The sequence below is a fragment of the Stenotrophomonas sp. 05L414_2 genome, assembly GCF_056397905.1.
Genome location: NZ_JBFTOJ010000015.1, coordinates 19,676 through 37,485, shown reverse-complemented (window position 1 = coordinate 37,485; position 17,810 = coordinate 19,676). Strand labels below are relative to the sequence as shown.

General features: G+C 66.5%; 13 protein-coding genes. 6 read left to right on the top strand and 7 right to left on the bottom strand.

Annotation, left to right across the window (positions count from 1 at the left end; translation table 11 throughout):
• The 4 genes from AC1DJN_RS03835 to AC1DJN_RS03820 form a co-directional block, all read right to left on the bottom strand.
• A partial coding sequence (locus AC1DJN_RS03835; protein ID WP_478038896.1) for a TonB-dependent receptor plug domain-containing protein occupies nt 1–702 on the bottom strand: 702 nt, incomplete at its 3' end.
• A 173-nt stretch (nt 703–875) separates the two neighbouring features.
• Nucleotides 876–1,616, bottom strand: coding sequence for an acetoacetyl-CoA reductase (gene phbB, locus AC1DJN_RS03830; protein ID WP_442252359.1), 741 nt, complete (start codon nt 1,614–1,616; stop codon nt 876–878).
• 25 nt (nt 1,617–1,641) lie between these two features.
• Nucleotides 1,642–2,970: a CitMHS family transporter gene (locus AC1DJN_RS03825; RefSeq protein ID WP_025874116.1), complete on the bottom strand. Its 1,329-nt coding sequence runs from the start codon at nt 2,968–2,970 to the stop codon at nt 1,642–1,644.
• A gap of 75 nt (nt 2,971–3,045) precedes the next feature.
• On the bottom strand, nt 3,046–4,182 hold the full coding sequence (locus tag AC1DJN_RS03820; RefSeq protein WP_478038895.1) for an OprO/OprP family phosphate-selective porin: 1,137 nt from the start codon (nt 4,180–4,182) through the stop codon (nt 3,046–3,048).
• 327 nt (nt 4,183–4,509) lie between these two features.
• On the opposite strand from AC1DJN_RS03820, the gene AC1DJN_RS03815 reads away from it, so the two are divergent.
• The 4 genes from AC1DJN_RS03815 to AC1DJN_RS03800 all read left to right on the top strand — a co-directional run bounded on the left by AC1DJN_RS03815 (nt 4,510) and on the right by AC1DJN_RS03800 (nt 8,364).
• Complete coding sequence (locus tag AC1DJN_RS03815) at nt 4,510–5,199, top strand: response regulator transcription factor (protein WP_025874118.1); 690 nt, start codon at nt 4,510–4,512, stop codon at nt 5,197–5,199.
• Nucleotides 5,192–6,583 carry a sensor histidine kinase gene (locus AC1DJN_RS03810; RefSeq protein WP_032975453.1) on the top strand — a complete coding sequence of 464 codons (1,392 nt, stop codon included), beginning with the start codon at nt 5,192–5,194 and terminating at the stop codon, nt 6,581–6,583. Before AC1DJN_RS03815 ends, AC1DJN_RS03810 begins: the two co-directional genes overlap by 8 nt.
• A complete protein-coding gene (locus tag AC1DJN_RS03805) occupies nt 6,580–7,635 on the top strand; it encodes an ABC transporter substrate-binding protein (RefSeq protein WP_478013649.1) in 1,056 nt (351 codons plus the stop codon). The genes AC1DJN_RS03810 and AC1DJN_RS03805 overlap by 4 nt, the downstream gene beginning before the upstream one ends.
• Nucleotides 7,636–7,707: 72 nt before the next feature.
• Complete coding sequence (locus AC1DJN_RS03800; protein ID WP_033831979.1) at nt 7,708–8,364, top strand: response regulator; 657 nt, start codon at nt 7,708–7,710, stop codon at nt 8,362–8,364.
• Nucleotides 8,365–8,423: 59 nt separating this feature from the next.
• On the opposite strand, the gene AC1DJN_RS03795 is transcribed toward AC1DJN_RS03800, so the two are convergent.
• From AC1DJN_RS03795 to AC1DJN_RS03785, 3 genes are all read right to left on the bottom strand, one after another.
• Nucleotides 8,424–9,035: a hypothetical protein gene (locus AC1DJN_RS03795; RefSeq protein WP_152543283.1), complete on the bottom strand. Its 612-nt coding sequence runs from the start codon at nt 9,033–9,035 to the stop codon at nt 8,424–8,426.
• 319 nt (nt 9,036–9,354) lie between these two features.
• Nucleotides 9,355–12,006: a hybrid sensor histidine kinase/response regulator gene (locus tag AC1DJN_RS03790; protein ID WP_032975434.1), complete on the bottom strand. Its 2,652-nt coding sequence runs from the start codon at nt 12,004–12,006 to the stop codon at nt 9,355–9,357.
• 68 nt (nt 12,007–12,074) lie between these two features.
• Nucleotides 12,075–13,244, bottom strand: coding sequence for an OprO/OprP family phosphate-selective porin (locus AC1DJN_RS03785; protein WP_478038894.1), 1,170 nt, complete (start codon nt 13,242–13,244; stop codon nt 12,075–12,077).
• A gap of 331 nt (nt 13,245–13,575) precedes the next feature.
• Between AC1DJN_RS03785 and AC1DJN_RS03780 the strand changes: the two genes are divergently transcribed.
• Together AC1DJN_RS03780 and AC1DJN_RS03775 are read left to right on the top strand one after the other, a co-directional pair.
• Nucleotides 13,576–14,931, top strand: a complete 1,356-nt coding sequence (locus tag AC1DJN_RS03780) for a dicarboxylate/amino acid:cation symporter (protein WP_025874125.1) — start codon at nt 13,576–13,578, stop codon at nt 14,929–14,931.
• A gap of 229 nt (nt 14,932–15,160) precedes the next feature.
• Complete coding sequence (locus AC1DJN_RS03775; protein ID WP_025874126.1) at nt 15,161–17,452, top strand: NADP-dependent malic enzyme; 2,292 nt, start codon at nt 15,161–15,163, stop codon at nt 17,450–17,452.
• The last annotated feature ends 358 nt before the right edge of the window (nt 17,453–17,810 follow it).

Below are 17,810 nucleotides of genomic sequence, written 5' to 3'. Positions count from 1 at the left end.
GTTCCATACCGCCTTGGCATTGAACTGGCGGGTGGTCTGGTTCTGGTACGGCGCGGCCCACATGTCCTGGTCCTGGTGCACGCCGGACACGTAGGCCGAGAAGCCGTTGATGTCGCCGGTGTCCACCCGCAGGTAGCCGCGGCGCTGGTTGTCATCGCCGACGGTGATGCTGGCGCGGCCGCCGAATTCGGTGGACGGGTCCATCGAGAAGTACTGGATGGTGCCGCCAAGGTTGCTGGTCGAGGCCACGCCCAGCGAGCCGATACCCTGCGACAGCTCGGCGCCGGCCAGGTTCTCGGCGATCAGTGCACGGGCGATGCTCAGGCCGTTGTAGTTGCCGTAGCTGTTGTCGCCCAGCGGGATGCCGTCCAGCGTGTAACCCAGGCGGCTCTTGTCGAAGCCACGCAGGCTGATGGTCTGCGATTCCTCATTGGCACCGAATGCATCGTTGGACTGCACCGACACGCCGGGCAGGCGGTCGAGGATCTTCTGGCCGCTGGTACCCGGCGGCAGCACCTGCTTGTCGACGGTGGTGATGCGCTGCACCTGGCGGGTCTCGCCCTGGCCGATGACCGAGACGGTATCCAGCGTCTGCGCGCTCAGCGCGGTATCGGCGGTGGCGTCGGTGGCTTCAGCGGCATGGGCGCTGGCGGCGGAAAGCGCGATCGCCACGGCGATCGTCAGGTATCGGGTCTGCATGATGGTCCGTTGCATGGGGGATGGTCACCGGCCCGGGGGCGTGGTGCACGGCCACTATGCGAACGGAACATGAAACCTTGTTTACGGAAAACCAACGAACGGCGTCGTGGGGGAAGCCGCGCAGGGCGTGAATCTGCCGGGGGAGGGAAGCAGACCCACGCCCTGCGCGGAGAGGGCTAGCCCATGTACAGGCCACCGTTGACCGGATAGTCGGCACCGGTCACGTAGGAGGCTTCATCCGAAGCCAGCCAGGCACACAGGCCGGCCACTTCTTCCGGGCGACCCAGGCGCCGCACCGGTACCGACGCGGCCAGTCGATCCAGCACGTCCGGTGGGAAGCTGCTGATCGCCTGGCTGGCGATGTAGCCCGGCGACAGCGTGTTGACGGTGACCCCGCGCGAGGCGACTTCAGCGGCCAGCGCACGGCTGAAACCGTGCATCGCGGCTTTTGCCGTGGCGTAGTTCACCTGGCCGATCTGGCCCTTGTGGGCGCTGACCGAACCGATGTTGATGATGCGGCCCCAGCCACGCGTGGCCATGCCATCGACCACCTGCTTGGTCAGGTTGAACAGCGAATTGAGATTGGAGGCGATCACCGCATTCCAGTCCTCCACCGTCATCTGCCGGAACAGCAGGTCGCGGCTGCCGCCGGAGTTGTTGACCAGCACGTCCACCTCGCCGACCTCGGCACGCACTTTGGCGAAGGCCGCGGTGGTCGACGCCCAATCGGTGGCGTTGCCTTCGGAGGCGATGAAATCAAAGCCCTGTTCGCGCTGCTCGCGCAGCCAGTTGGCCTTGCGCGGCGAGTTGGGCGCGCAGCCGGCGACCACGGTATGGCCGGAATGGGCCAGGCTCTGGCAGATGGCAGTGCCGACACTGCCCATCCCGCTGGTGACGTAGGCGATGCGAAGAGTCATTGCAGAACGCTCCTTGGTAAGGAAATCAGGCCGTGAAGGGATAGAGCCCGAACAACAGGCCGCCGATCATCAGCAGCAGCGAAATGGCGATCGCCCACTTCAGGGTGAATTTCTGGTGGTCGGCGAATTCAACCTTGGCCAGCCCCACCAGCAGATAGGTGGAAGGCACCAGCGGGCTGAGCAGGTGCACCGGCTGCCCGGCCAGCGACGCGCGGGCCATTTCCACCGGGGTGATGCCGTAGTTGCCGGCCGCCTCGGACAGGATCGGCAGCACGCCGAAGTAGAACGCGTCGTTGGACATGAAGAAGGTGAACGGCATCGAGGCCACGGCGGTGATCACCGCCAGGTACGGGCCCCAGCTGTCTGGGATGATCGCCAGGAAGCTGTGCGACATCGCCTCGACCATGCCGGTGTTGTTGAGGATGCCGGTGAAGATGCCTGCGGCGAAGATCAGCGCCACCACCGACAGCACGCTGCCGGCATGGCTGACCACGCGGCGGCGCTGTTCGGCCAGGTTCGGGTAGTTGATCACCAGCGCGATGGCGAAGCCGATCATGAACAACACCGGCATCGGCAGCACACCGATGATGAGCGCGCTCATCAGCGCCAGGGTCAGCACCAGGTTCACCCACAGCAGCTTGGGGCGCTTGGTGTCTTCGGCGTCTTCCACGGTCGGCAGCGTGTTGCCGTCATCGGACACGCTGTTGTCCATCCAGCTGCCGCCCTTGGGCAGGGTCACCACGCCCAGGCGACGACGCTCCTTCAGGCCCAGGTACCAGGCCAGCAGCAGCACGCCAGCGCAGGCGATCACCATCGAGGGAATCAGTGGCACGAACACATCGGCAGGATCCACGTGCAGTGCGGTGGCCGCGCGCGCGGTCGGGCCGCCCCACGGGGTCAGGTTCATCACGCCACCAGCGAGAATGGTCACGCAGGTCATGTTCAGCGCGTTCATGCCCAGCCGCTGGTACAGCGGCAGCATCGCCGAGACGGTGATCATGTAGGTGGTCGAGCCATCGCCGTCGAGCGAGATCAGCATCGCCAGCACGGCGGTGCCAAGCACGATCTTCATCGGGTCGCCCTTGACGAAGCGCAGGATGATCCGCACCAGCGGATCGAACAGGCCTGCATCGATCATCACGCCGAAGTAGAGAATGGCGAACATCAACATCACGCCCGTCGGCGCGATCTTCTTGATGCCTTCCAGCATCATCTCGTCGATGCCGGCGGCGAAGCCACCGATCAGGGCGAAGATGATGGGAATGGTGATCAGGGCAACGAGCGGCGACAGTCGTTTGCTCATGATCAAGTACATGAACGTAATGACCATGCCAAAGCCGAGGATGCTCAGCATCATCTGCGGACTCCTAGAGGAAACAGGACGTGGGACGTGGAAGGGGCCCGAGCGTGCGTGCCCGGGGAAAACGCGTTAGAAGTCGAACTGCAGGCGCCCGGTGACCGCGCGCGTGCGATCCACCGTGGCGCCGGCGAGGYGGTCGCGGTTGCGGCTTTCGATCACGTTGAGCATGAAGCGCAGGTTGTCGCGCAGGTACCAGTTGCCGCCCAGCGTCCAGCCTTCGGTACTGCCACGGCGCAGGTCCGGCGCACCATCGAGGTGCTGCGCGCCCCACATCTGGTCGTAGCGCAGGGCCACTTCGAAGGCACCGGCCTTGTGGCGGATGTTCTTGACCCGGGCGAAGCGGCCGGTCTTGCGGTCGTAGGCGCGGCTTTCGCCGGTAACGAACCAGCTGAGCATGCCGTAGGCGGCCATCACGTCACCGCGCTGGGCGCCATCATCGAAGGTGGCGCCGCTGAACTCGCCCTGCCATGACAGCGGGCCGCGCACCTGCGCATATTCCAGCGACCACTTGTTGACGTCGGTATCGCGGCCAGCGGAGAAGTCGACCAGGGTCAGGCGGCTTTCGTCGGACAGATGGCCGGCCGGACGCGGACGGATCTTCAGGCCCGGGGTGCCGTTGCCGCCCGGGTTGTCATAGGCCTCGCGGGCCAGCGACAGGCCCAGGTGCAGCACGTCGCCCTCGCTGGGTGACGGCGCCCAGGTAACGCGTCCACCCGCAGCGCGGCCCTTGACCTGCCAGGCATCGATGCTCTCCAGGCTGTACACGCTGGCCGCCCAGGTGAAATCGCCCGGGTTGGCCTGCCACGAGGCGCCCAGCCGGTACAGCGGCGCCAGCGTGGTGCCGGCGTTGCCGCGCTCCAAGAAGCTGCCGTAGTTGGAACCGGTGCGGTCGTCCAGCGAGAAATACTGCTTGAACTGGCCCACGGTGAGGCGACCGGCATCGCCGAAGCTGCGGCTCAGGTAGACGTCCTTGGCCTCGACACGGTCGCCGGAGAAATCGGCTTCCAGCTTGTAGTCGACCACGAAGAACTTGCCGGACACGTCAACCCAGGCGCGGCGGATCTCGGTGTCGTCCTTGTTCGGCGTACCCCGGTTGTCGTTGTCGAAGGTGGCGAAGTCCAGGTGCAGGCGGCCGCCCACCGTGGCGGTCACTGGACGCTCGTCTTCGGCGAAGGCCGGCGCGGCCAGCGCAGCCAGGGCCATCATGGCGGCAGGACGCCGCCAGGCAATGCTCAATTCCACAAACCCTCCCAGGTGCGCGCCAGGCGCGCGGCAATCGTGGGCACCGGACGGTGCGCGGCCGCAGTCTGTGTCGCGCAAGCTGTCATCGTCCTGTCAGCGGTTTGTGCGGTGCAGCGTAAATGGTCTCCGCTGCGCTCCCCGGGCATGGCCCGGCGCTACCCGGCGACGATGCACCCAGGGGCGCCGATCCATGACCGGAGGAACAGGTCAGCATCGGTAGCGCCCGGCCATGCCCGGCGAGCGCAGCGGCGCCATGCGGTAGCATTCGTTTCCCCTCCCACTGTTGTGCCCATGCGCCTGCTGCTGGTCGAAGACAACCCGGACCTGGCCGATGCGATCATCCGTCGCATGCGCCGCAGTGGTCACGCGGTGGACTGGCAGGCCGACGGCCTGGCCGCCGCCAGCGTGCTGCGTTACCAGAGTTTCGATCTGGTGGTGCTGGATATCGGCCTGCCAAAACTGGATGGGCTGCGGGTGCTGGCCGGCATGCGCGAGCGTGGTGACAGCACACCGGTGCTGATGCTGACCGCACGCGATGGCATCGAAGATCGCGTGCAGGCACTCGATGTCGGTGCTGATGACTACCTCGGCAAGCCATTCGACTTCCGTGAATTCGAAGCGCGCTGCCGCGTGCTGCTGCGACGTGCACGCGGGCAAGCCAGCGAAGTGGTGCAGATCGGCGGCTTCCAGTTCGACAACGCTGCGCACCGGGTGACCCTGGATGGCGAGCCGATCGAGCTGCCCAACCGCGAGTATCGGTTGCTGGAGATCCTGGTCGGGCGCTTGGGCCAGGTGGTGGGCAAGGATGAGATCGGCAATGGCCTGTTCGGCTTCGATGACGAAGCCGGGCCGAATGCCATCGAGCTGTACATCGGTCGCCTGCGCAGAAAGCTGGCGGGCGCGCCGCTGCGCATCACCACGGTGCGTGGTGTCGGCTATCTGCTTGAAGCCAGCGACGGCCCGGCCGATGCCGATGGCTGACGCGCGCAGCGCAAGTGCCGCCCCCGGGTCGCTGCGGCGCACCCTGCTGCTGTACCTGGGCGCGTTGCTGGCGGTGTTCGCGGTGGCGTTGCTGTTCGCTGCACGCGACTACGGCCAGCGCGCCGCCAACCGCTCCTACGACCATCTGCTGGTGTCGTCGGCCCTGTCGATCGCCGATTCGGTGGCATTGGTCGATGGCCAGTGGCAGGTGGACCTTCCGTATGCCGCGCTGGACCTTCTGGCGATGGCGCCGGAAGACCGCGTGTTCTACCGGATCGCCGACAGCCGCGGCAACCTGATCACCGGCTACGGTGACCTGCCTGCGTCGCCGCGGCGGCCGGGCACGCAACCGCAGTTGTTCGATGCGCCCTACAGCGGCGAGATCGTGCGTTTCGTGGTGGTCGGCCGCAGCTTTGCCGCGGCCTCCGCGCAGGGCGAGGTGCAGGTGCAGGTGGGGCAGACCCGGCGTGCACGCGAAGCGGTGGCGCAGGAACTGGTCACCCGCGCGCTGTTGGCCATCGGCGTGCTGTCGGGATTGCTGCTGGCACTGGTGGCGTTCGGCGTGCACCGCGCGTTCCGGCCGCTGGTGCGGGTCGAGCGCGAACTGTCACGCCGTGAGCCGTCCGACCTGAAACCGCTCGATGCGCGCGTGCCACGCGAGATGGACCAGATGGTGGCCGCGCTGAACCGCTTCATGGAGCGCCTGTCCAGCAGCAATGAAACCCTGCGCGCGTTCATGGCCGAGGCCGCGCACCAGATGCGCACGCCGTTGGCCGCGCTGCGTGCGCAGGCACAGCTGGCGCTGGACGACGACGATCCGGAAGACATGCGGCGCAGCCTGCAGGCGATCGAGCGCAACGCCACCCACATGAGCCGGCTGCTCAACCAGCTGCTCAGCGATGCCAGCGTGATCCATCGGTCACATCTGCAGCGCTTCGCCACCGTGGACCTGGCCGAGACCGTGCACCAGGCCCTGCATGAAGCGCTGCCGCAGGCAGGGCCCGCCCCGCGCGTGCAGCTGGCGATGACGGCCGAGCCGGTGCAGGTGCATGGCGACGCGCTGCTGCTGCGCGAAGCCATCAAGAATCTGGTCGACAACGCGCTGAAGTACGGCGGTGATGGCCCCTTGCAGATCGCGCTGACCGCTGAAGGCGGACAGGCCGTGCTCACCATCGCCGACCACGGCACCGGCATCGCCGCCGCCGATGCCGAACGCGTGTTCGAGCGTTTCGCGCGCGGCGAGGGCGCACCCTCCGGCGGTGCAGGCCTTGGCCTGGCCATCGTCAAGCGGGTGGTCGACAGCCATGGCGGGCAGATCGATCTCAGCAATCGACCGCAGGGTGGCCTGGTCGCCACCATCCGCCTGCCCCGGAGCAGCACATGATCCGCCTGTTCGTCGTTGTTGTTGCCCTGTTGCTGGCGATGCCAGCACTCGCCGCGCCGGGCGATGTACGCCGCTTCCCCGCCCAAGGCGCCGCCACCGCGCAGCTGCGCATCCACGGCACTACCGATATCGAGGTCTTCGCCGAGGTCATCGCCGATTACCAGCGGCTGCATCCGGGCAGCGAGGTGGTGTACGAAGACATCATCACCCAGGACCTGTACGCGCGTTACCTGCGCGACCGCAGCGGGCCTGCGTCGCCGGACCTGCTGATTTCCAGCGGCATGGACCTGCAGACCAAGCTGGTCAACGACGGCCACGCGTTGCCACACCGCTCGCTGCAGACCCAGGCGCTGCCAGCGTGGGCGCAATGGCGTGGCGAGGCATTCGGCATCAGCTACGAACCGGTGGTGATGGTCTACAACACCCGCGGGCTGCCGGCCGCGAAGGCGCCGCACACGCGTCGACAGCTCCTGGACCTGCTGCGCGCGGAAGGGGCGCCGTTGCGCGGCAAGGTCGGTACCTACGATATCGAACGCAGCAGCGTGGGCTACCTGCTGGCGACCCAGGACGCCCAGCGCGGCAGCATCGCCGGGGCCCTGCTTGGTGCGCTGGGGGACAACGCGGTGGTGCGCGAGGAGCGCACCGGCGTGCTGCTGGACCACGTGGCCAGCGGCCAGTTGTCGCTGGTCTACAACGTGCTGGGCTCGTATGCGCAGGCGCGTATCGATGCGGGCGCACCGCTGGCCATCGTCGAGCCGGAAGACTACACGCTGGTGGTACTGCGTACGGCGGTGATTCCGCGTACCGGCGCGCACCCGCAGGAAGCGCGGCGCTTCCTCGACTACCTGCTGTCGCCACGTGGCCAGCAGGTGCTCGCGCGGGAAGCGCGGCTGATGCCGATCGTGCGCAGCGATGCAGGCGGCGGGGATGCCCCTGGCCGCAGCCGTCGCCCGATCCAGCTCGGCCCCGGCCTGCTGGTCTACCTGGATGCGCTCAAGCGCCGCCAGTTCCTGGATGCATGGCGCAGCAGCGTGGAGCCGGCGGGGCGGTAGCGCCCGTACTGGTGCTCCGGTAGCGCCGGGCCATGCCCGGCGGAGGCAGTTCGCTGCCCGTACAATGGCCGCATGAGCGAATACACCATCCTGATCGCCGATGACCATCCGCTGCTGCGTTCGGCGGTGGTGCAGTCGTTGCGGCAGAGTCTGCCGCTGGCGCAGGTACGCGAGGTGGCCAGCGCCGAAGCACTGGCCACCTCGCTGGACGCACAGCCCGATGTGGATCTGGTGCTGCTGGACCTGACCATGCCGGGCGCACATGGATTCTCCGCGCTGCTGCACGTGCGCGGTTCGCACCCGGACATTCCGGTGGTGATCCTGTCCTCCAACGACCACCCGCGGGTGATCCGCCGCGCGCAGCAGTTCGGCGCGGCCGGCTTCATTCCCAAGTCCGCGCCTGCCGAAACCATCGGTGAAGCGGTGGCAGCGGTGCTCGATGGTGGCCTGTGGTTCCCGGCGATGGCCGCTGAGCGTTCCGAGGCCGACGCGTTGCTGGCCAGCCGCCTGGCGCAGCTGACGCCGCAGCAGTTCCGGGTGCTGCTGTGCCTGGCCGACGGGCTGCTCAACAAGCAGATCGCCTATGAACTGGGCTTGGCCGAAAACACGGTGAAGGTGCACGTGACCGCCATCCTGAAGAAGCTCGAATGCCACAGCCGCACGCAGGCGGCAGTGCTGGTGAAGGCGCTGGAGCCGGAAGGCGATGCGCGCGTTGGATTGGATGGCTGACAGAGACGGGACGTTGGCGCATGTACTGCGTCGTTGTGGATGCTGTTCCGCTTTCCTGATCAGTTCCCGCTGATCGAATTCAGTTCGGGATCGGTAGAGAACATGAATCTGTTCTCGTATCCCGCGCCGAGCTTCTCAGATACTTCGGCGTAGCTGTATGTGGGAGATGATCGGTCTGACGCCAGTCTGTGGCCCCATGCTTCGTGATCGGCACTGCTTTGGGCGCGAGCGATACCAATGCATATGCTCAGGCCGCACGCGAGGCGATCAAGAACCCCGTCCTGACCCATTGCGCGCTCGAGAGATGATCGATAGTGCCTGGTCAGGTCCTGGGCATCAGGGCTGGACGCTGCGTCGATGGTCATACGGTCGATTGCATCAGAGCTGCTGCGGCTGGATCGCAAAAGGGTTTCAGCTGTCTGGTTCGAGATGCCCCCGTTTGCCATGAATCCGGATTCGACTTGAAGGTACTCGAATGTGCGTTCTCTACGATTGCTGGCCGAAGCTGAAACAGCTTCATTCGAAGACGTTCGGCCGGACCGGCCCGCTGGTTCGGGTAGGTCCGGATGAAAGTAATTGATGCCGCCTTCTTCTGTGGATCTCTGTTGATTGCGGTCTGCTGTTTGTGATTTGCCATCGACGCATCCGCTGCAGTACAGGCCGAGAAGCATTGCCGCGATCAGGCCGAAGTGTCTTGTAGATGCAGGGGGCACGGGACGAGGGAGCACGGTTGTTGCCTCTGGTCTGGCTGGCCGGTTGGCCCGGGCACGCAATTGTCTGATCTTCAGCAACGTTGGTAAGTAGGGCGATTGCTCGTTTGTTGTTCGGACTATGCCCATGCTTCGTCACGAGTACGTCGCTTCCCTTCCTCCTCTCAAAGAGCGGATGGCAAGCGAAGGATGTCTGGCCATCAAGTGGCGGAGCACCCGCTCACGTCAGAGCGTGAACGCTCTGACGCGGGCCGATGGTCCTCGCTCAGGTGCGACTGACTTACCCGCGATGCCGCAACAGCAGCTGCGTCATCAACGCCCGCAGCGCCGGCGGCCGCACGGGCTTGAGCAGGAAGCCCCAACCGTTCTCGGCAGCATGCACTTTCAGCGCATCATCGCGCTCAGCGGTCACCAGGATCACCGGTGGCCGCGCCTTCCACAGCGTGCACAGCGCTTCATACAGGTCCGGTCCGTGCCATTGCCCCATGCGTACGTCCAGCAGCAACAGCTGCGGCACGTTCAGCGCACTGGCGATTTCCAGTGCCCCCTGGGGGCCATCGGCAAGTTCCACATGGCAGCCCCAGCGTTCCAGCAGGGCACGGGTCGCCGCACAGACATGCGGGTCATCATCGATGCTCCAGACCCGACATTGCCGCAGCGGGCTGTCATCGGACGGCTCGGTCGCGACGACCGGCGCCGCCGGCGGCGCAATCACCTCGTCGGCGCGCCCGAGTGCCACGCTCACCGCGAATACGCTGCCCTTGCCCAGCGCGGAACGCAGGCTGATGCGGTGTCCGAGCAGTCGACCGATGCGTTCAACGATGGCCAGGCCCAGGCCGGCGCCCCGTTCCTGCTCCACGCCGTCGTTGAGGCGACGGAATTCTTCGAAGATCTCGCCCTGCAGGCTTTCCGGAATACCTGGTCCCTGGTCATGCACCTCGATGCGCAGCTGGTCGCCTGCACGCCGGCAGCCGATCAGCACGCGGCCACGTGGCGTATAGCGCAGCGCATTGGACAGGAAGTTCTGCAGGATGCGCCGCAGCAGTGCTTCGTCGCTGACGATCACCGCACGAGTGTCCACCCAGTCCAGCTGCAGGCCGCGGCTCTGTGCGGCGATGCCGAACTCGCGCGCCAGGGTTTCCAGCAAGGGAGACAGCGCGAATGCGCGCACCCGTACCTGCAACGACCCCGACTCCAGCCGTGAAATATCCAGCAGGCTGTTGAGGATCGCGTCCTGCGCGGCCAGTGCGGCGTCGATATGGTCGCTGGTCTGTTGCTGTTCGGGGTCGGTGAGCTTGCCGCGCAGCACCGACACGAACATGCGCGCGGCATTCAGCGGCTGCAGCAGGTCGTGCACGGCCGAGGCGACGAAGCGGGTCTTGTAACGGTTGGCCTGCTCGGCTTCGCGGCGGGCTTCGTCCAGATCCTGGGTGCGTTCGGCCACGCGGTGTTCCAGCGCATCGGCCAGCGAACGCAGCTCGCGTGCAGCGTTCTTGTAACTGGTGATGTCGGCATAGCTGGTGACGAAGCCACCGTCGGGCAGCGGGTTGCCGCGGATCTCCAGCACCGTGCCGTCGTCCTTCTCGCTCTCGCGCATGTGTGGGCGGCCACTGCGCAGGTGGGTCAGGCGGCGTTCGATGGCCTCGTCGATCGGGCCGGGCCCCAACAGGCCGCGACGTGCGTTGAAGCGGAACAGTTCCTCGATCGGGCGGCCCACCCGCACCAGTCCCGCCGGGAAGCGGAACAATTCCAGATAGCGCGAATTCCACGCGACCAGACGCTGTTCCTTGTCGATCACCACCACGCCCTGCGGCAGATGTTCGAGGCTGCGGCTCAAGCCAACGTCTGCATCGGTCGCGGCTTCCAGCAGGCCGTCCTGGGCGGTCCGCAGTTCCTGTGCATGCTGCTTGAGCAGGGTTTCCAGTTCACGCCGGCTGCGCTGGCGGTGCTTGGACAGGCGACGCCGTTGCTGCACGAACAGCACCAGGAAACCCAGCGCCAGCCAAGCGGCGGCGCCGGCCACTGCCGCGCCGCGGCCGGCGCTGGTGGCCGCGCTGGCGTCGTGCAGCAGGTGCAGGCTCCAGTCTTCGTCGGGCAGCGCCAGGGTCTGCCACAGCATCGCCTGCGGCAGTGCCGGGTCGAGCAGGCGCACCATGCGGCCGCCATCGGCCAGCACATCTTCGGTGCGCACGCGCAGCGGCTGCAGCGAGCGGTCGGCATACTGCCGCGCCGCGCGCATCTCGCGGCGTTCCTCCGTGCCGAGCGGACGCAGAAGGCGGTAGCGCCAGGCATCGCGGTTGGCCAGGAACACCACGTCGTGGTTGTCGCTGGTCAGCACCACGTCCGGGCTGTTCAACCATTCCTGTTCCAGTGCCGACAGCTCGATCTTGATCACGATCACGCCGATGCGCTGGCTGTCGGCATCGAGGATGGCCTCGGACATGAAGTAGCCGGGCACGCCGGTGGTCATGCCGATGCCGTAGAAGCGACCACGACCATGGGCCAGCGCCTGCTGGTAGTACGGACGGTAGCTGTAATCCTCGCCGACGTTGCTGGTCGGCTGGTCCCAGTTGCTGGCGGCCACGGCCACGCCATCGCGGCCGACCAGGGTCAGTGTCGAGGTGCGGGTAACCTGGTTGGCGCGCTGCAGTTTGAGGTTCAGGCGCTGCCGCTCGGCGGGCTGGGGCGGCACCTGCAGTGCATGCAGCAGGTCCGGGTCCAGCGCCATCACCTGCGGCAGGGTGCCGAACCGGTCGATGCGCTGTTGCAGGCCCTGGCCATACAGCTGCAGCTGCCGCTGCACCTGCGCGCTTTCGGTGCCCAGCGCGCGACGCCAGGCGTAGTGGCCTGCGGCGGCCGCGCACAGCACGGTGCCGGCCACCATCACCAGAATAGTCAGCAACTGCAGGCGGTGTCGGCTGAGCCAGTACATGGCGGCAGTCTACGCAGGGCCGGCGGGCGTGGCATGCACGCCCGCCGGGATCTGACGCGTGGAAGGGATCAGAAGTGCATCTGCGCGCGAAGTTCGAAGATCTCCGGGGTGCTGCGCACACCGCGACGGCTGGCGTCGACCTTCACGTAGTTGGCCTGGAACTTGAAGTGGCTGGTCAGGTACCAGTTCGCGCCCAGGGTCAGGTCGTGCTGGCGGCCACCGAGGATGCTGCCGTCGTCCAGGTCCAGGCGGCTGTAGCGGRCCACCAGTTCCACCGCACCGTAGTCGTGCGCCGGCTTGATGTTGGCAACGGCGCCGGCGTTGTACGGGCGTGATTCGCCGGTCAGCACCCAGCTGGCCATCGCGTACTGACCGTGGCCGGTGTAGTCGGGCTTGCCATCATTGCGGGTGACGGTGGCCTGCAGCGCTTCGGCCTGCAGCGAGAACGGACCGCGGATCCAGATGCCTTCCAGGCCGGTGCGGCGGATCTGGTCGGCGGTGACCAGCGCCCCCGAATCGACCAGGCGGATGTCGGTCAGGCCGGCTTCCGGACGGGCCCGCAGGCGCGCGCTGGCTTCGTGGTGCACGTCGCGGCCATCGTGGTAACCGCGCGGATTTTCCTGCGAATAGGCCAGGCCGAGGTGGATCACATCGCCCGGTGCCTTCACCGGCGTCCACACCGCACGCACCGCCTGGGTGGTGCCGGGGTTGTCGCCCTGCAGGTCCTTGCCGCCATAGGCGCCGGCCTGCAGCAGGTACTGCGGACGCTCCAGCACCCATTCCACGCCGGTGCGGCGGCCTGCGTAGAACGCCTGCACGGGCAGCGCGGTTTCCAGGAAGCTGCCGGCGCGCGAGGAGGTGTTGGCATCCAGGCCGACCGGGGTCTTCATGTAGCCGAAGCGGAAGCGGCCGACATCGCGGCCGAAGAACGCCTTGCTCTCGAAGCGCACGAACACGTCCAGCCAGGTATCGGCCTGGAAGTCGTAGTAGACCATCGCGTCGTACACACCCTTCTTTTTCAGGGTCGCGCCGAACTCCTTGCGACGCACCGCATCGTCATCCTCGATGCCGCTGGCGGACGAGAAGTCGTTGTAGTCGTAGGCGATGTTGGCGGTAGCGGCCAGCTCGGTGCCGTCGCCGAAGGCGTACTTGGTCGGCCAGTTGTCGAAATCCGCAGCGGATGCGAAGGCGGGGAGGGCGGCCAGGGAAAGGGCCAGCAAGGTGGGAATCGGGCGCATGGGTGGTGCGGCTCTCTCGGATTGCGTGTGGACAGGACAACAACGGCCGCGATGGCCGGAACTTTCGCAATGACGCGCCCGGCCGTTCAGGTCGGGCCACCGGCGTCCCCGCGATCAGGGGTGCGGCGCCAGTGTAGGCAGCGCAGCCACCTGAACCGGGGGGCTAGTACCAATAGGTTATCTGCGCTGGCGTGCCCGGCGCGTACAAAGGCGTCCATTGGTCGCACCCCTGCGCCTGCAGTCACGGGGCGTGCGGTCAGTTTCCACGGTAACGGTTCCCGTGCATTTCCGGGGCCGTACGTGCCTGAAAACGCCCCTTCCGGAGTCCGCCATGCACATCCCGACCGCTGCGCCGGTGCCCAGCAAGCCGTTGCCGCTCTACCGCCAACTGTATTTCCAGGTGATCGTGGCGATCGTCCTGGGTGCTGTCCTCGGCCACTACGAGCCGCTGATCGGCGAGAAGATGAAGCCGCTCGGCGATGCCTTCATCAACCTGGTGAAGATGATCATCGCCCCGGTGATCTTCCTGACCATCGTCACCGGCATCGCCGGCATGACCCACCTGCGCACGGTGGGCCGGGTGTTCGCCAAGGCGATGGCGTATTTCCTGTTCTTCTCCACGCTGGCGCTGATCGTCGGCATGATCGTGGCGCACGTGGTGCAGCCCGGCGCCGGCATGAACATCAACCCGGCCGAGCTGGACCAGACCGCGGTGCACAGCTATGTCGAGAAGTCGCACGACCTGACCCTGGTCGGCTTCCTGATGGACATCATCCCGAAGACGCTGATCAGCGCCTTCGTTGACGGCAACATCCTGCAGGTGCTGTTCGTGGCGGTGCTGTTCGGCATCGCGCTGGCCTCGGTGGGCGAGAAGGGCAAGCCGATCCAGAACTTCCTGGAAGCGCTGGTCGCGCCGGTGTTCAAGCTGGTGCACATCCTGATGAAGGCCGCGCCGATCGGTGCCTTCGGTGCCATCGCCTTCACCATCGGCAAGTACGGCGTCGGCTCGCTGGTCAACCTGGCCTGGCTGGTCGGCTCGTTCTACCTCACCGCGTTCCTGTTCGTTGCCGTGATCCTGGGCGTGGTCTGCCGCCTGTGTGGCTTCTCGGTGTTCAAGCTGGCCCGTTACCTGAAGGCCGAGCTGCTGCTGGTGCTGGGCACCTCGTCGTCGGAGTCGGCGCTGCCGTCGCTGATGGAGAAGATGGAACGTGCCGGCTGCAGCAAGTCGGTGGTCGGCCTGGTGGTCCCCACCGGTTACTCGTTCAACCTGGACGGCACCAACATCTACATGACCCTGGCCGCGCTGTTCATCGCCCAGGCCACCAACACCGAGCTGACCCTGGGCCACCAGATCGCGCTGCTGCTGGTGGCGATGCTCAGCTCCAAGGGCGCTGCCGGCGTCACCGGTGCCGGCTTCATCACCCTGGCCGCCACCCTGGCGGTGGTGCCGGAAGTGCCGGTGGCCGGCATGGCGCTGATCCTGGGCGTGGACCGCTTCATGAGCGAGTGCCGCTCGCTGACCAACTTCATCGGCAACGCGGTGGCCACGGTGGTGGTCTCGCGCTGGGAAGGTGCGCTGGACCGCGACCGCCTGAAGCTGGCGCTGGATGGTCGCGAAAGCGAACTGCCGCCGCCGGTCGATGCCGTGCCGCTGGCGATGACCGAGGCGCTGCCCGCCAAGGGCTGATCCGGGTGTGTGGTACTGCGGGGCCGGTCACGACAGTGGCACGGCCCCGCAGCGTTTCAAGGCGTCCCACGGCTGTCATCGCCAGCGCCGAAGCTGTGCTCTGGTAACGTCGCATACGCCATGGAATTGTGCGGTCGCAGCATCACTGCGACAGCATAGCGACAGGTCCGACCGCTCCAACGGGGGTATGATCCCCTGTCCCTTCTGCCCATTCATGTAACCCACATCGATGTCCAACGAAGATTTCAAACAGGCCGCCCTCGATTACCACCGGATGTCTCCGCCCGGCAAGATCAAGGTTTCCGCTACCAAGCCCATGCTGACCCAGCGCGACCTGTCGCTGGCGTATTCGCCGGGCGTGGCGTACGCCTGTGAAGCGATCAAGGCCGATCCGCAGCAGGCCAGCGAGCTGACCGCCCGCGGCAACCTGGTGGCGGTGATCTCCAACGGCACCGCGGTGCTGGGCCTGGGCAACATCGGCGCGCTGGCCGGCAAGCCGGTGATGGAAGGCAAGGGCGTGCTGTTCCAGAAGTTCGCCGGCATCGATGTGTTCGACATCGAAGTGGACGAGAACGACCCGGACAAGCTGGTCGACATCATCGCCTCGCTGGAGCCGACCTTCGGCGGCATCAACCTGGAAGACATCAAGGCACCGGAGTGCTTCATCGTCGAGCGCAAGCTGCGCGAGCGCATGAAGATCCCGGTGTTCCATGACGACCAGCACGGCACGGCGATCATCGTCGGTGCTGCGGTGCTCAACGCCATGGCGATCACCGGCAAGAAGATCGAAGAAGTGAAGCTGGCGACCACGGGCATGGGCGCGGCCGGCATTTCCTGCGTGAACATGCTGGTGCAGCTGGGCCTGAAGCCGGAGAACATCCTGGCCTTCGACCGCGAAGGCGTGATCCACACCGGCCGTACCGACCTGGACCCGGAAAAGCTGCGCTATGCGCGCGACACCGACAAGCGCACGCTGGCCGAGATCGTCGATGGCGCGGACATCTTCCTGGGCCTGTCGGCGCCGGGCATCCTGACCGCCGAGATGGTCAAGACGATGGCGCCGGACCCGGTGATCTTCGCCCTGGCCAACCCGACCCCGGAAATCATGCCGGAACTGGTGCGCGCCGCGCGTCCGGACGCGATCATCGGTACCGGCCGTTCGGACTACCCGAACCAGGTCAACAACGTGCTGTGCTTCCCGTACCTGTTCCGCGGTGCGCTGGACGTCGGTGCGACCGCGATCAACGAGGAAATGAAGATCGCCTGCGTGCGCGCGATCGCCGCGCTGGCCCGCCGCGCCGCCACCGACATGGGCTCTGCCTATGGCGGTGAGACCCCCAGCTTCGGCCGCGAATACCTGATCCCGCGTCCGTTCGACCGTCGCCTGCTGGTGGAGCTGTCGGCCGCCGTGGCCCAGGCCGCGATGGATTCGGGCGTGGCCGCCCGTCCGATCGCCGACATGGAAGCCTACCGGCAGAAGCTGTCGCAGTTCGTCTACCGCACCAGCCTGATGATGAAGCCGGTCTACGACCGCGCGCGCAGCGACAAGCAGCGCGTGGTGTATGCCGAGGGCGAAGAAGAAGTGGTGCTGCAGGCGGTGCAGAACGTGGTCGACGATGGCCTGGCACATCCGATCCTGATCGGTCGCCCGGAAGTGATCGAATCGCGCATCGAACGCCTCGGCCTGCGCCTGAAGATCGGCGAGAACATTGAAGTCACCAACATCAATGACGACCCGCGCTTCAACGAATACTGGCAGTACTACCACGGCCTGACCGGCCGTCGTGGCGTCACCGTGGCCGCCGCCAAGAACCTGATGCGTTCGCGGCCGACCCTGATCGCTGCGGTGATGGTGGCCCGTGGCGAAGCCGATGCGATGCTGACCGGCATCGTCGGCCGCTTCCACAAGAAGCTGGGTTACGTGCGCAGCGTGCTGCCGCTGGAATCGAAGGTCACCTCGACCTCGGCGATGACCGGCGTGATCAACCAGCAGGGCGTGTTCTTCTTCGTCGATACGCACGTGCAGGAAGACCCGACCGCAGAGCAGCTGTGCGAAGCGACCCTGCAGGCCGCTTACCGCATGAAGTTGTTCGGCGTCGAACCGAAGGTGGCGCTGCTGTCGCACTCCAACTTCGGCAGCCACGATTCGAAGGATGCGCTGAAGATGCGCCAGGTGCGCGAGCTGCTGCTCAAGCGCAACCCGCGTCTGAACGTGGACGGCGAAATGCAGGGCGACACCGCATGGGATGAAGCCCTGCGCCAGAAGCTGCTGCCGGGCTCGACCCTGCAGGGCCGTGCCAACCTGTTCGTGCTGCCGAACCTGGAAGCGGCCAACATCGCCTACAACCTGGTGCGCGTGTTCACCGATGGCGTGGCGATCGGTCCGATCCTGATGGGCGTCAACAAGCCGGTGCACATCCTGACCACCAGCGCGACCTCGCGCCGGATCCTGAACATGACCGCGATCGCCGCGGTCGATGCGCAGATCCGCAAGCAGATCGAAGCGGAAAAGAAGGCATAAGCCTTCGTTCCGCTGCGATCTGCAGAAACGCGCCCCACGGGCGCGTTTCTGTTTCCGCCCAGCGGAAACCGGATCGGGTAGCGCCGGGCCATGCCCAGCGAGCGCGCAGCGCGGCGCTTCCCGTGTTCCGCCGGGCATGGCCCGGCGCTACCGGAGAAGCAACGCGGAAACGGTAGTGCCGGCCGCTGCCCGGCAACCGCGCAGCGCGGCGCTTCCCGTGTTCCGCCGGGCATGTTCCGCCGGGCATGGCCCGGCGCTACCGGAGAACTGCAGCCGCCCGGTAATCGCCCTGCAACCTTGCTGCGGCCCAATACGCCCACGCGGCCTGGCCGTGGGAAGGGACCGGACCGGCCTTCCC